This is a genomic window from Kitasatospora sp. NPDC051914 (assembly GCF_040680995.1).
Lineage (GTDB): Bacteria > Actinomycetota > Actinomycetes > Streptomycetales > Streptomycetaceae > Kitasatospora.
Map to the genome: position 1 here is coordinate 1 of NZ_JBFAXX010000078.1, position 12,607 is coordinate 12,607.

8 protein-coding genes are annotated in these 12,607 nt (G+C 75.6%); 6 read left to right on the forward strand and 2 right to left on the reverse strand.

Annotated elements, in window-relative coordinates:
* The first annotated feature begins 147 nt into the window (after window positions 1-147).
* Entirely contained in the window at window positions 148-1,455 is a 1,308-nt protein-coding gene (locus AB0M03_RS34460; RefSeq protein ID WP_363499296.1) for a hypothetical protein, read from the forward strand.
* A gap of 262 nt (window positions 1,456-1,717) precedes the next feature.
* Window positions 1,718-4,603: a leucine--tRNA ligase gene (leuS, locus tag AB0M03_RS34465; RefSeq protein WP_363499298.1), complete on the forward strand. Its 2,886-nt coding sequence runs from the start codon at window positions 1,718-1,720 to the stop codon at window positions 4,601-4,603.
* Between the two features lie 117 nt (window positions 4,604-4,720).
* On the opposite strand, the gene AB0M03_RS34470 is transcribed toward leuS, so the two are convergent.
* Window positions 4,721-5,689: a YafY family protein gene (locus AB0M03_RS34470; RefSeq protein ID WP_363499300.1), complete on the reverse strand. Its 969-nt coding sequence runs from the start codon at window positions 5,687-5,689 to the stop codon at window positions 4,721-4,723.
* A gap of 271 nt (window positions 5,690-5,960) precedes the next feature.
* On the opposite strand from AB0M03_RS34470, the gene AB0M03_RS34475 reads away from it, so the two are divergent.
* The 4 genes from AB0M03_RS34475 (at window position 5,961) to AB0M03_RS34490 (ending at window position 11,652) form a co-directional block, all read left to right on the forward strand.
* Complete coding sequence (locus AB0M03_RS34475) at window positions 5,961-6,734, forward strand: hypothetical protein (RefSeq protein ID WP_363499302.1); 774 nt, start codon at window positions 5,961-5,963, stop codon at window positions 6,732-6,734.
* A 165-nt stretch (window positions 6,735-6,899) separates the two neighbouring features.
* Window positions 6,900-7,745 (forward strand): DegV family protein, encoded by an 846-nt coding sequence (locus AB0M03_RS34480; RefSeq protein WP_363499304.1) that lies wholly within the window; start codon window positions 6,900-6,902, stop codon window positions 7,743-7,745.
* 152 nt (window positions 7,746-7,897) lie between these two features.
* Window positions 7,898-8,917: a ComEA family DNA-binding protein gene (locus AB0M03_RS34485; protein WP_363499306.1), complete on the forward strand. Its 1,020-nt coding sequence runs from the start codon at window positions 7,898-7,900 to the stop codon at window positions 8,915-8,917.
* 248 nt (window positions 8,918-9,165) lie between these two features.
* Entirely contained in the window at window positions 9,166-11,652 is a 2,487-nt protein-coding gene (locus AB0M03_RS34490) for a ComEC/Rec2 family competence protein (protein ID WP_363499308.1), read from the forward strand.
* Between the two features lie 57 nt (window positions 11,653-11,709).
* Here AB0M03_RS34490 and AB0M03_RS34495 read toward each other — a convergent pair whose 3' ends face one another.
* The gene (locus tag AB0M03_RS34495) at window positions 11,710-12,591 is read right to left on the reverse strand and encodes a helix-turn-helix transcriptional regulator (protein WP_363499310.1); all 882 of its coding nucleotides are present in this window, start codon (window positions 12,589-12,591) and stop codon (window positions 11,710-11,712) included.
* Between the last annotated feature and the right edge of the window lie 16 nt (window positions 12,592-12,607).

The following is a 12,607-nucleotide window of genomic DNA, read 5'->3' on the forward strand; positions in this document are numbered from 1 at the left end:
TTGCTCTTTGCATGGCATGCAAGAGGTCTGGGGTTCAATTCCCCATAGCTCCACAGGAAGTGAAGGGCCGTCTCCCGTCGGGGAGACGGCCCTTCACCGTTGTACGGTCTTCACCCGCAGGCCCGCCCGGCCCGCTACGGTCGAGGCATGGCCGACCTGGTGCGCAAACGGAACGAAGAGCTCGCCCGGATACTCCACCAGCTCGGGTGGAGCCCCGAACGGCTCGCCCGCGAGGTCAGCGCCGTCCTCCCGGCCGGCCTGGCGATCAGCGCCACCGCCCCCTACAAGTGGCGCGACCGCGGCATGGTGCCGCGCGCCCCGCACGACCAGACCGTCTGCGAGGTGCTCGGTCGCGCCGTCGGCATCGCCGTCACCTACGAGCAGCTGTGGGGCCGCATGGGCAGCGGCCGCGGCGCCAAGATCCTCTCGCCGCGGCTGCTCACCGACCCGTGGACGGCCGACACCGCGCAGACCGCGCTCCGCGAGGCCGGTACCGACGCCGCCCCCGTCCGGCTGACCGACCTCTTCCGCGGCGACGAACTCGAACAGGCCGCCCGGCACTGGGCCTCGCCGCCGCCCGAGGTCACCGGCGGTGCCGGCGCCCTGCGCATCGCCCCCGAGCAGCTCGCCGACCTGCGGCTGAGCTACGACAGCAAGCGGCGCCTGGAGCGCGCCTACGGCGGCGGCCTGATCCTCGACCTCGCCAAGGCCGAACTCGCCATGGTCGGCAAACTGCTGGAACTCGGCGCCTACGACGAGAAACTCGGCCGCGAACTGTACGGGGCGGCCGGCCGCCTCGCCCGGCTGGTCGGCTGGGCCAGCTACGACATGGGCAACGACGCCGCCGCCCAGCGGGCCTTCGTCGCCGCACTCCGGGCCGCCCACGTCTCCGGCGACCCGCGGCTGGGCGTCGGCGTGGTCGGCTGCCTGGCCGTGCAGGCCACGTACAACTCCGGCGGCCGCGGGCTGGACGCGGTGGCGATGCTGTCCACCGCGCTGCGCGCCGCCGACGAGGTGCTGACCCCCCGTGAGCGGGCCCTGCAGCTCGGCCGGATCGCCCGCGCGCACGGCCGCAAGGGCGAGCAGATCAGCGCCGAGGCGGTCGCCGAGCGCGCCTTCCGGGTGCTTGACGGCGAGGACGGCCACGCCCACGAGCGCGCCGACCTGGCCGGCATGGTGGGGGAGGCGCACCTCTTCCTCGGCGACTACGAGCGCGCCCAGCGGATGCTCGGCGACGCGGTCACCGCGCTGCCCGCCGACCGCGCCCGGGCCAGGGCCCTGCTGATGGTGCGGCTCGCCGAGGCGTACCGCCGCACCGGCGAGCGGGAGGAGGCCGCCCGGATCGCCGACGAGGCGCGCCTGCTGGCCGCCGGCATGCAGTCCGCCCGGGTCGCCCGGGCCCTGCGCGACTTCGACGCGGCGCTGCGCGAGCAGGCCGCCCCCGTCGCGGGCTGAACGGCCGGCCGGCGGCACCCGTACCGGCGCCCGTACGCCGCCCCGGGCGGAATCGGCGGCGGGGCGTACGGGCCGTTGCGGTACCCTGACCCCATGCGAACCGTGCGCCTGCTCCTTAGCCGGCCGCGCTGACCAGGACCGGCCCGAGGCCGGAGTCGGCGTGGCGACCCCTCCTGCGAGGGGTTTTTTGCTTTCCGAGTACGTGCTGTTCCGAGTGTGTGCCGCTGGTTCGCCGACTGAAGACGACGGAGCCCGAAGGACCATGAGCGAGACGACGACCCCTGCTTCCGGCGCGGCCGAGGCCGCTTCCGAGCCCTTCCGCTACGGTGCCGCGCTGGCGGCCGAGATCGAGTCCCGCTGGCAGGACCTGTGGGAGAAGGAGGGGACGTTCAACGCCCCCAACCCGGTCGGCCCGCTGGCCGACGGCGCGGCCGGCGACGTCTCCGCCAAGCCGCACAGCTTCATCATGGACATGTTCCCGTACCCCTCCGGCGCCGGTCTGCACGTCGGCCACCCGCTGGGGTACATCGCCACCGACGTGTACGCCCGCTACCAGCGGATGACCGGCCACAACGTGCTGCACACCCTGGGCTACGACGCCTTCGGCCTGCCCGCCGAGCAGTACGCCGTGCAGACCGGCACCCACCCTCGGGTGTCCACCGAGGACAACATCGCCAACATGCGCCGCCAGCTGCGCCGGCTGGGCCTGGGCCACGACTCGCGGCGCTCCGTCGCCACGATCGACCCGGACTACTACCGCTGGACGCAGTGGATCTTCCTGCAGATCTTCAACTCCTGGTACGACGAGGCGGCCGGCACGGCCCGCCCGATCGCCGAGCTGATCGCGCAGTTCGAGTCCGGCGAGCGCGAGGTGCCGGGCGGCCGCGCCTGGTCCGCGCTGTCCGCCGTCGAGCGGGACGAGGTGCTGGGCGAGTACCGGCTGGCCTACGCCAAGGAGGTGCCGGTCAACTGGTGCCCGGGCCTGGGCACCGTGCTGGCCAACGAGGAGGTCACCGCGGACGGCCGCTCCGAGCGCGGCAACTTCCCGGTGTTCAAGTCGAAGCTGCGCCAGTGGATGATGCGGATCACCGCCTACTCCGACCGCCTGATCTCCGACCTGGACCTGCTGGACTGGCCCGAGGCCATCAAGCTGCAGCAGCGCAACTGGATCGGCCGCTCCGAGGGCGCCCGGGTCGACTTCGCCGTGCCCGGCGGCGAGGCGATCACCGTCTTCACCACCCGCCCCGACACCCTGTTCGGCGCCACCTACATGGTGCTGGCCCCCGAGCACGGCCTGGTCGACACGATCGTCCCGGCCGCCTGGCCCGAGGGCCTGCGCGCCGACTGGACGGGCGGCGCCGCCACCCCGGCGGAGGCCGTCGCGGCCTACCGCGCCGAGGCCGCCGCCAAGACCGACGTCGAGCGCCAGGTCGACGCCAAGATCAAGACCGGTGTCTTCACCGGCGCGTACGCCACCAACCCGGTCAGCGGCGAGCAGGTCCCGGTCTTCATCGCCGACTACGTGCTGATGGGCTACGGCACCGGCGCCATCATGGCCGTCCCCGCGCACGACCACCGCGACTTCGCCTTCGCCCGCGCCTTCGGCCTGCCGATGCGCTGCGTCGTCGAGCCCACCGACGGCCGCGGCGAGGACCCGCACGCCTGGGACGACGCCTTCGACACCTACGACTCCGTCATCGTGAACTCCGCCCACGACGACCTGTCGCTGGACGGTCTGAGCGTCGTCGACGCCAAGGCCGCCGTCACCCGGTGGCTGACCGGCCGCGGCATCGGCGAGGGCACCGTCAACTACCGTCTGCGCGACTGGCTGTTCAGCCGCCAGCGGTACTGGGGCGAGCCCTTCCCGATCGTCTACGACGAGGACGGCGCCATGCACGCGCTGCCCGAGTCGATGCTGCCGGTCGAGGTCCCCGAGGTCGACGACTACTCGCCGCACACCTACGACCCGGACGACTCCGCCTCCACCCCGAAGACCCCGCTGTCCCGCAACGAGGCCTGGGTCGAGGTCGAGCTGGACCTGGGCGACGGCCCGAAGAAGTACCGCCGCGAGACCAACACCATGCCCAACTGGGCGGGCTCCTGCTGGTACGAGCTGCGCTACATCGACCCGGCCGACGCCGACAAGATCGTCGACCCGGCCAACGAGGCGTACTGGATGGGCCCGACGGCCGAGAAGCCGGCCGGCGGCGTCGACCTGTACGTCGGCGGTGCCGAGCACGCCGTGCTGCACCTGCTGTACGCGCGCTTCTGGCACAAGGTGCTGTTCGACCTGGGCCACGTCTCCTCGGTCGAGCCCTTCCACAAGCTGTTCAACCAGGGCATGATCACCGCCGACGTCTACCGCGACGAGCGGGGCTTCCCGGTGCCCGCCGCCGAGGTCGAGGCCCGCGACGGCGGGTACTTCTGGCAGGGCGAGGCGGTCAAGCGCGAGGCCGGCAAGATGGGCAAGTCCCTGAAGAACGCCGTCGCCCCCGACGAGATCGCCGACGAGTACGGCGCCGACACCCTGCGCCTGTACGAGATGTCGATGGGCCCGCTGGACGTCTCCCGCCCGTGGGACACCCGCGCCGTCGTCGGCTCGTACCGCTTCCTGCAGCGCCTGTGGCGCAACATCGTCTCCGAGACCACCGGCGAGCTGGTCGTCACGGACGAGGAGCCGGACGAGGCCACCCTGCGCGCCCTGCACAAGGCGATCGACGGCATCCGGGGCGACATGGCCGGCCTGCGCTTCAACACGGCCGTCGCCAAGGCGATCGAGCTGAACAACTTCCTGGTCAAGCGGGGCTCCACGCCCCGCCCGGTGGCCGAGCAGATCGTCCTGATGGTCGCCCCGCTGGCCCCGCACATCGCCGAGGAGCTGTGGCAGCGCCTGGGCCACCGCGAGTCGCTGGCCTTCGCCGACTACCCGGTCGCCGACCCGGCCTACGTGGTGGACGAGACGGTCACCTGCGTCGTCCAGATCAAGGGCAAGGTCAAGGCCCGCCTGGAGGTCGCGCCGACCATCTCCGACGCCGAGCTGGAGGCCCTGGCGCTGGCCGACCCGGCCGTCGTGGCCGCGCTGGGCGACGCCCAGGTGCGCAAGGTCATCGCGCGGGCGCCGAAGCTGGTGAACATCGTCACCGGCTGACACCGCCGAACCGCAGCCCCGGGCCGGGCGCTCCCCACGCGGGGGCGCCCGGCCCGGGCGTTCCCACCGGTCCACGGTGTGCGGCCCGCCTGCGGCGGGTGCTGCGCCGCGCCGGGCTCACGGCCCGCCGGTGGTGGGTGCTGCGCCGCGCAGCCGGTCGGCGAGCGCGGCCACGTGCTCGACCAGCTCCGGCGGCTCGTGCACGGTGAACGGGAACCCCAGCAGCGCCAGGTGGAGTGCCAGCCCGTCCAGCGAGTCGGAGCCCGCGCGCAGGGTGCAGGTCAGCTCGTCGATCGGCTCGACCACTGCCGAGGTCGGCGTGGTCCTCGTGACGACCTCGTGGGCCGGCGCCCGGACCGTGCAACGGGCCTGGTGGCGGTACTGGCCGACCGCGACCTCCCAGGACGCCCAGCGGCCCACGTCCTGCTCCGGGGGCTGCCTGGGCGTGAAGCGCGGGCCGTGCGGCGGGCGCAGCGTGATCCGGTCCACCCGGAAGTTCCGCCAGTCCGCCCGGGCGGTGTCCCAGGCCACCAGGTACCAGCGGGTGCCGCTGTGCACCAGCCGGTGCGGTTCGGCGTCCCGGCGGCTCGCCGTGCCGTCGTGCGCCCGGTAGTCGAAGCGCAGCCGCTCGTGCGCCCGGCACGCACCGGCGATCGCCGCCAGCAGCTGCGCATCCACCACCGGCCCGTACCCCGGCATCGCCACCGTCGCGGAGGCCAGCGCGTCCACCCGGTGCCGCAGCCGGGACGGCATCACCTGGAGCAGCTTCGCCAGCGCCCGCACCGACGACTCCTCGATGCCGGAGACGGTGCCGCCCGCGGCCGTCCGCAGCCCGACCGCCACCGCGACGGCCTCGTCGTCGTCCAGCAGCAGCGGCGGCATCTCCGCCCCCGCACCGAGCCGGTAGCCGCCCGCCGTACCCGGCGTGGACTCCACCGGGTAGCCCAGGTTGCGCAGCTTGTCGACGTCACGGCGAACCGTGCGGACGTCCACGCCGAGCCGACCGGCGAGATCCGCGCCCGGCCAGTCGCGGCGGACCTGGAGCAGGGACAGCAGACGCAGCAGGCGGGCGGAGGTCTCCAGCATGCGGCCAGTCTGGCAGCGGACGAGGACGACTGCTGTCCTCGGTGCCGTCCCGCGGAGCCCGACGGCAACGGCCTCCCGGGCCGCGGGCGCGGCGGCCCGGCTCCCGGGGACGCCCCTGAGCGGCCCCTGACCTCTCCCTGATCTCTGCCGGAAGCACCGCCTCGGCCTCCGGAGAGGCGCCCCGGGCGGCTACCGTGGAGATTCCAGGGCGGCCGCGCGGGCCGCGTCCGGCGAGCGGGGCCGGTGGGCACCTGCGGAAGGTGGGGTTGGGATGGACGCGATCGGCGTGGTGATCGCCCTGGTGATGCTGTTCCTGGTGGTGGCGGGAGTGATGGCCGTCGTCGGCACGGTCAAGGCCGCCAAGGCCGTCGCTGCCAAGGTCGAGAAGCACGAGGCCCACGCGCGCCGCACGGTGGAGAACGCCGCCCTGCGTGCCAAGACCTTCACCAAGCCCGGCTCCCAGGGGCAGCTCGCCGCCGTCCGGCTGTCGCTGCGCACCTCCCTCGACGCGACCCGCCAGGTGCTCGAGGCCGGGCTCGCCGAGGACGGCCAGCTCGCCGAGTCGCTCCAACTGCTCGCCCGCCTCGACGCGCACGCCGCCGAACTCGACCGCGAGATGCGCATCCTGGAACGCGAACCCGACAGCACCCGGCTCGCCGCCAAGCTGCCCGAACTGCGCGAGCGCGCCGGCCGGATCACCCACTCCGCCGAGACCATGCGCTGGGCCGCCCAGGACCGGATGCGCCGCTTCGCCGACGACGACCTCGCCCGGCTCGGCCGCGAGTGCGAGAACGAGGCCGGCGCACTGCGTCACTGGGACCGCGTCGGTGGCGAGGACGGCCAGGACACCACCCCGGGCACGGGCGGCGCCGCGGACACCGGTCGGGCGGCCCGCGCCGCCCGGCCCGACGAGCAGCCGAAGGGCCTCACCGGCGGCAACCGGCTGCGGGCCGAGGACGTGCTCGGCCTCGGCGAACCGCTCAACCGGCTCGCCGACCGGCTGCGGAAGCCGAACACCGGCGGGGCGAACACCGGTGGGGCGTAGGCGTCCTGTCGCGGCACCGCGCCGCCGGCACCTCGGGCCGCCGGCCCGTAGCGCGGCCCGTACGCCGGCGGACGACCCGGCGGCGGTCCGCCCGCCGGGCGCCCGGCACGGGAACGGGGCCGTCGACGCTGTCATCTGCGGCGGTCCCGGAGTAACCTCCGGCACATGCCCGGCCACCTCGCCCTCGTCACCGATTCCACGGCCTACCTGCCCCAGGACGCCGTCGACCGCCATCGGATCGAGGTGGTCCCGCTCTCCGTCGTCGTCGGCGACGAGGTCCTCACCGAGGGTGTCGAGATCTCGCCCAAGGACGTCGCCGAGGCCCTGCGCGCCAAGCGCAGGGTCACCACCTCCAGGCCCAACCCGGAGACCTTCGCCGCCGCCTACCGCGCCGCCGCCGAGGCCGGCGCCACCGGCATCGTCTCCGTGCACATCTCCTCGGAACTCTCCGGCACCTACGACGCCGCCAAACTGGCCGCTGCCCAGGCGGAGATCCCGGTCGAGGTCGTCGACAGCCGCCTCGTCGGCATGGCGCTCGGCCACTGCGTGCTGACGGCGGCCCAGGCCGCCGAGGCCGGCCTCGGCCCCGCCGAGGCAGCCGCCGAGGCCGCCCGGCGATCCGTGCTGACCCGCGGCTTCTTCTACGTCGACACCCTGGAGCACCTGCGCCGCGGCGGCCGGATCGGAGCCGCCCGGGCGCTGCTCGGCTCCGCCCTCGCGGTCAAGCCGCTGCTCCACCTCTCCGGTGGCCGGATCGAACCGCTGGAGAAGGTGCGCACCGCCTCCCGCGCGATCGCCCGGCTGGAGGAGATCGCGGTGGAGTGCGCCGGCGACGACGAGGTCGACATCGCCGTGCACCACCTCGCCGCCGAGGACCGCGCCGAACCGCTCGCCGAACGGCTGCGCGAGCGCGTGCCCGGGCTGCGGAACCTCTACGTGGGCGAGGTCGGCGCCGTCATCGGCGCGCACGTCGGACCGGGGCTGCTGGCGGTCGTGGTCTCGCCGCGCTGACGGCCGGTGCTTGTTCTCGGTGAGTCCCGTCGAGTTCCCGATCTTCGATGGGTTCACCCGTGCGGGGTAGGCGAGTTGTCCACACCCCGGGGTTTTCCACAGGGTGACGGAGGTCGGTGGGCGGGGAGCGGAGCGGTTCGTACCTTCCTCGCATGAGGACCACCACCCGGGGCGCCGCACGGCGCCGAGAGACCACCGAGACCGTACGGCGGCGGCTGGCCGCCCTGTTCACCACCGCCCTGCGCGGCGGGCCGCCCCGCAGCAGCAGGGCCCCGACCGGCGGCCGCGCGCAGGCCGGGCCGGGCGGGCCGACCGGGCCCGACCCCGCGGGCGCCGCGCCGCCGGCCGGCCCCGGGGGGACCGCCCCTGACAGGCCGTCGAACAGTGGCCGATCGCCCCGCCGCCGCGCCGTACGGGACGGCCCGCAGCCGCCGGCCCCGCAGCCCGGCGTAACGCCGCAGGCCCCGGCGGCGTTCGCCGCAGCCGACCCCGGTGGCGTTCCCCCGGACGCTCCGCGCTCCGCCGCGGCCCGGCGGTTCGGGCTCTCCCTGCCGACCGGGCTGGTGCTCGACCGCAGGGCTGCACTCGGGCTGGCCGCACTGCTCCTGCTCGCCGTCGGGTACGCGGTCCAGCACTTCTGGCTGAGCCGCCCCGAGCCGGTGGCGGTGCCCACCGTCAGCGGCAGCGCCTCCGCCGTCGCCGGCGACCCGGCGTCCGCCGCACCGGGCGGCTCGGGCATGCCGGGGCCACCGGGGGCACCCGCGCCCACGGTGGTGGTGGACGTCGCGGGCAAGGTGCAGCACCCGGGCCTGCGCACCCTGCCGACCGGCTCCCGGGTCGCCGACGCCCTGCAGGCCGCCGGCGGCGCACTCCCCGGCACCGACACCGACGCCCTCAACCTGGCCAGGGTGCTGAGCGACGGCGAGCAGATCCTCGTCGGCGCACCAGTCGGCCAAGCGGCCCCCGGCAGCACGCAGAGCGTGCCGATCAGCCTCAACCGGGCCACCGCCGAGCAGCTCGACACCCTGCCCGGGGTGGGCCCGACGCTCGCCCAGCGCATCCTGCTGTACCGCCAGCAGCACGGCCCCTTCCGCTCGATCGACCAGCTCCGGCAGGTCCCCGGCATCGGGGAGCGCAAGTTCGGCGAGATCAAGGGGCTGCTGACGCTCTGACAGCAGCCGCTTCCGACCCATCGCAGAAGGGAGGTGCCGCCATCGCAGCGACCCTCGCCCCGCCGGGCGATCCGTCCGACCGGGCCCGCACCCCGCGGGACGGTCCGCACGGCACCGCCGAGCGGCCCGGCCCCGCCGGGCGATCCGCCGACCTGAGGCTGCTGGTACCCGCGTTCACGGCCTGGGCGGTCACCTCCGCCGTCCTCGCCGTTCCACCCGGACGTCATCCCCTCCTCGCCGTCGCAGCGGTGCTCACCGCCGGAGCAGCCCTGGCGCTGCTCCGGCGGCGGCCCGGCGGCCACCGCGCCGCCCCGCTGGCAGCCGCCGTCCTGCTCACCGCCGCGGCGGCCGCGCTCACCACCGTCCTGCACACGGCCGATCTCCACCGCGGCCCCGTCCCGGAACTCGTCCGGCCCGCACATCCGGCACGGGTGCCGTCCGCGCCGGCGCCGTCCGCGCCGGCGCCGCCCGCGCCGGGCACACCGGGGCCGGTCGCCTCGCCGGCCCCGCCGACCGGGTCGACCGCCCCGACCGCGCCCGGTGCGGTGCCCACGCCCGCGCCCGTGGAGCTGTCCGTCGAACTCACCGTCTCCGGCGACCCGATCGCCCGCACCGGCCGGGTGCACGGCACCGTGCCCGGCCAGGCCGTGCTGACCTTCGACGCCGTCGTGGACCGCGTCCGCTTCCCGGCCGATCCCGACCGGCCCGCCGTTGCGGTCCACACCCCGGTCACCGTCGTCGTCCGGGCGCAGTCCATCGCCGCCTGGCGCGGACTCGTGCCCTCGACCAGGGTCGCCGCCGAGGTCCGGCCCGCCGCTCCCGGCGACCGCGACCACGACGCCGCCGCCCGGCTCACCGTCCACGGCCCGCCGCGGGTGCTGGCCGGGCCCGGCGGTTCGCAGCGGGTCGCGGCCCACCTGCGTGCAGGGCTGCGGGCCGCCGCCGACCACCTGCCCGCCGACAGCCGCGGCCTCCTCCCGGGCCTGGTCGTCGGCGACACCTCGCGGCTGCCCGACGACCTCCGGGAGGCGTTCCGCGCCACCGACCTCGGCCACCTGACCGCGGTCAGCGGCGCCAACCTGGCCGTCCTGCTGGCCGTGCTGCTCGGCGCACCCCGCCGCCCCGGCGAGGGCGGCCGCGGCGGCCTGGCCGGCCTGCTGGGCCTGTCCGTCCGGACGACCGCACTCGCCGGCACCGGGCTCACCCTGGTCTTCGTCACCGTCTGCCGCCCCGAGCCCAGCGTGCTGAGGGCCGCCGCCACCGGCCTGCTCGGCCTGCTGGCCCTCGCCACCGGCCGCCCCCGCCAGGGCGTCCCCGCGCTCTCCGGCGCCGTCCTGGTCCTCGTCCTCCTCGACCCCTACCTGGCTCGCTCGTACGGCTTCCTGTTGTCCACCCTCGCCACCGCGGGGCTGCTCACCCTCGCCCCGCGCTGGGCCGATGCGCTGCGCAGCCGGGGCTGGCCGTCGCCGCTGGCCACCGCCGTCGCCGCCACCGCGGCCGCCCAGGCGTGCTGCGCACCGGTGACGATCCTGCTCGCCCCTCGGATCAGCCTGGTCGCCGTCCCCTGCAACCTGCTCGCCGAGGCGGCCGTCGCCCCGGCCACCCTGCTCGGCTTCGCGGCACTGCTGACGGCGCCCCTGGCCCCCGGCGCAGCGCGGCTGTGGGCCGACCTGGCGGCCGTGCCGACCGGCTGGCTGGCGGCGGTGGCCCGGCACGGTGCGGCCCTGCCCGGTGCCCTGCTCGACTGGCCCGGCGGGGCGGGCGGTGCCGTTCTGCTGGCGGCAACCACGCTGGCCCTGTGCTGGGCCCTGCCTCCGCTGCTGGCAGCCCGACGGGCCGCACCGCGCCGGGCCAGGGCGGCCCTCGCGGCGGTGGTCGTCCTCGTCCTCGCCGCCGTGCTGCTGCGGCCGCCCGGCATCACCCGGATCGCCACCGGCTGGCCGCCGCCCGGCTGGCGGCTGGCCCTGTGTGACGTCGGCCAGGGCGACATGGCGGTCCTCCCGGTCTCCGCCGACACCGCCGTGGTCGTGGACACCGGTCCCGACCCGGCCGCGGCCGACGCCTGCCTGGGCGCGCTGGGCATCACCAGAATTCCGATCCTGATCCTCAGCCACTTCCACGCCGACCATGTCGAGGGGCTGCCCGGAGTCCTGCGCGGGCGGAGTGTCGCCGCGATCCAGGTGACGCTGCTCGGGTCGCCGCCGGGCGAGCAGGTCCGCGTCCTTCGGTGGGCGGCGGCCGCCGGCGTTCCGGTCGTCCAGGCCCGGCGCGGCGAGCACCGCACCGCGGGGCCCGACCTCGCCTGGGAGGTGCTCTGGCCCGGCGACACCCTCGGCCCGGAGACGCCCGGCGCCAACAACGCCAGCATCGCCCTGCTGGCCACCGTCGGCCCGCCCGGCGACCGGCTGCGGCTCGCCCTGCTCGGAGACCTGGAACCACCCGCCCAGACGGCACTGCTCCGGGACGGCCCGCCCGGCCCGGTCGACGTCCTGAAGGTGGCCCACCACGGCTCCGCCAACCAGGACTGGGACCTCACCGGTGCGCTCCGCCCCCGGCTCGCGCTGATCTCCTGCGGCCCCGACAACCCGTACGGCCACCCGGCCCCGCGGACGGTGGACCGGCTGACCGCCCTCGGCGCCACCGTGCTCCGCACCGACAGGGCCGGGGACATCGCCGTCCTCGGCGGCCACCGCGACCTGGGCGTGGCCACCCGCCCCCACTCCCACCGGAGCTGACGCACCATGACCAGGACCGGTCCGGACCGCCGACGCCGTGCCACCAGCGGCTGCCCGCTACTGCACGCCGTCCTGTCCGGGGGCACTGGTGACGCCGTCGCCGAAGCGCTCCGTGCCTATCACCCGGAGCAGCTCCAGCCGGCCGACCGCGGCGGTGCCGGGTGCCGGGGTGAACAGCAGCAGCCGCTGGTCCTCCGTCGGCGTCAGCAGCGCCTCGCAGTCCAGGCTGACCGGCCCTGTCACCGGGTGCTCCACGCACATCCGGCTGGTGCGGCGCACGGCCACCTCGTGCAGCTCCCACAGCCGGGCGAACTCCTCGCTCGCCGTGGCGATCCGGGCGACGAGCGCCTTGGCCGCCGGGTCGCCCGACCGCCGGGCCACCGCGGCCCGCAGATCGGCGACGTGCACCCGGCTCCAGTGGTCGCGCTCCTCGGCGGGGTAGGCCTGGCGGGCCGCCGGGTGGGTGAACCAGCGCCAGACCACGTTGCGTTCGTCCTCCCGCATCGAGCAGACGCTGCCGAACAGCGCCGTCGCCATGGCGTTCTGGGCGAGCAGGTCACCGAGGTCGCTGACGATCTGTGCGGGGGTGTCCTTCAGCTGGTCCAGCAGGTGCAGCAGGGCCGGCCGGATGTGCTCCCCGGCCTGGCGGCCGGCCGGCGGGCGGTGGCCGGCCAGCAGGTGGAGGTGGTCCCGCTCGTCCTCGGACAGCCGCAGGGCCCGGGCGAGCGCGGAGAGGATCTGGACGGACGGTTGCGGGCCGCGTCCCTGCTCCAGCCGGATGTAGTAGTCGGCGGACATGCCGGCGAGCTGCACCACCTCCTCGCGCCGCAGCCCGGGCGTGCGACGGCGCACACCGGCCGGCAGCCCGACGTCCTGCGGACTCAGGCGCTCGCGGGAGCGGCGGAGGAAGTCGGCGAGCTCACGGCGGTCCACGTCCATGATCCCCATCATGGGG

Coding starts and splice junctions, on each gene's coding strand:
- AB0M03_RS34460 (WP_363499296.1), top strand. CDS start 148: ATGGCCGACCTGGTGCGCAAACGGAACGAAGAGCTCGCCCGGATACTC.
- AB0M03_RS34475 (WP_363499302.1), top strand. CDS start 5,961: ATGGACGCGATCGGCGTGGTGATCGCCCTGGTGATGCTGTTCCTGGTG.
- AB0M03_RS34485 (WP_363499306.1), top strand. CDS start 7,898: ATGAGGACCACCACCCGGGGCGCCGCACGGCGCCGAGAGACCACCGAG.
- AB0M03_RS34480 (WP_363499304.1), top strand. CDS start 6,900: ATGCCCGGCCACCTCGCCCTCGTCACCGATTCCACGGCCTACCTGCCC.
- AB0M03_RS34495 (WP_363499310.1), bottom strand. CDS start 12,591: ATGGACGTGGACCGCCGTGAGCTCGCCGACTTCCTCCGCCGCTCCCGC.
- AB0M03_RS34470 (WP_363499300.1), bottom strand. CDS start 5,689: ATGCTGGAGACCTCCGCCCGCCTGCTGCGTCTGCTGTCCCTGCTCCAG.
- leuS (WP_363499298.1), top strand. CDS start 1,718: ATGAGCGAGACGACGACCCCTGCTTCCGGCGCGGCCGAGGCCGCTTCC.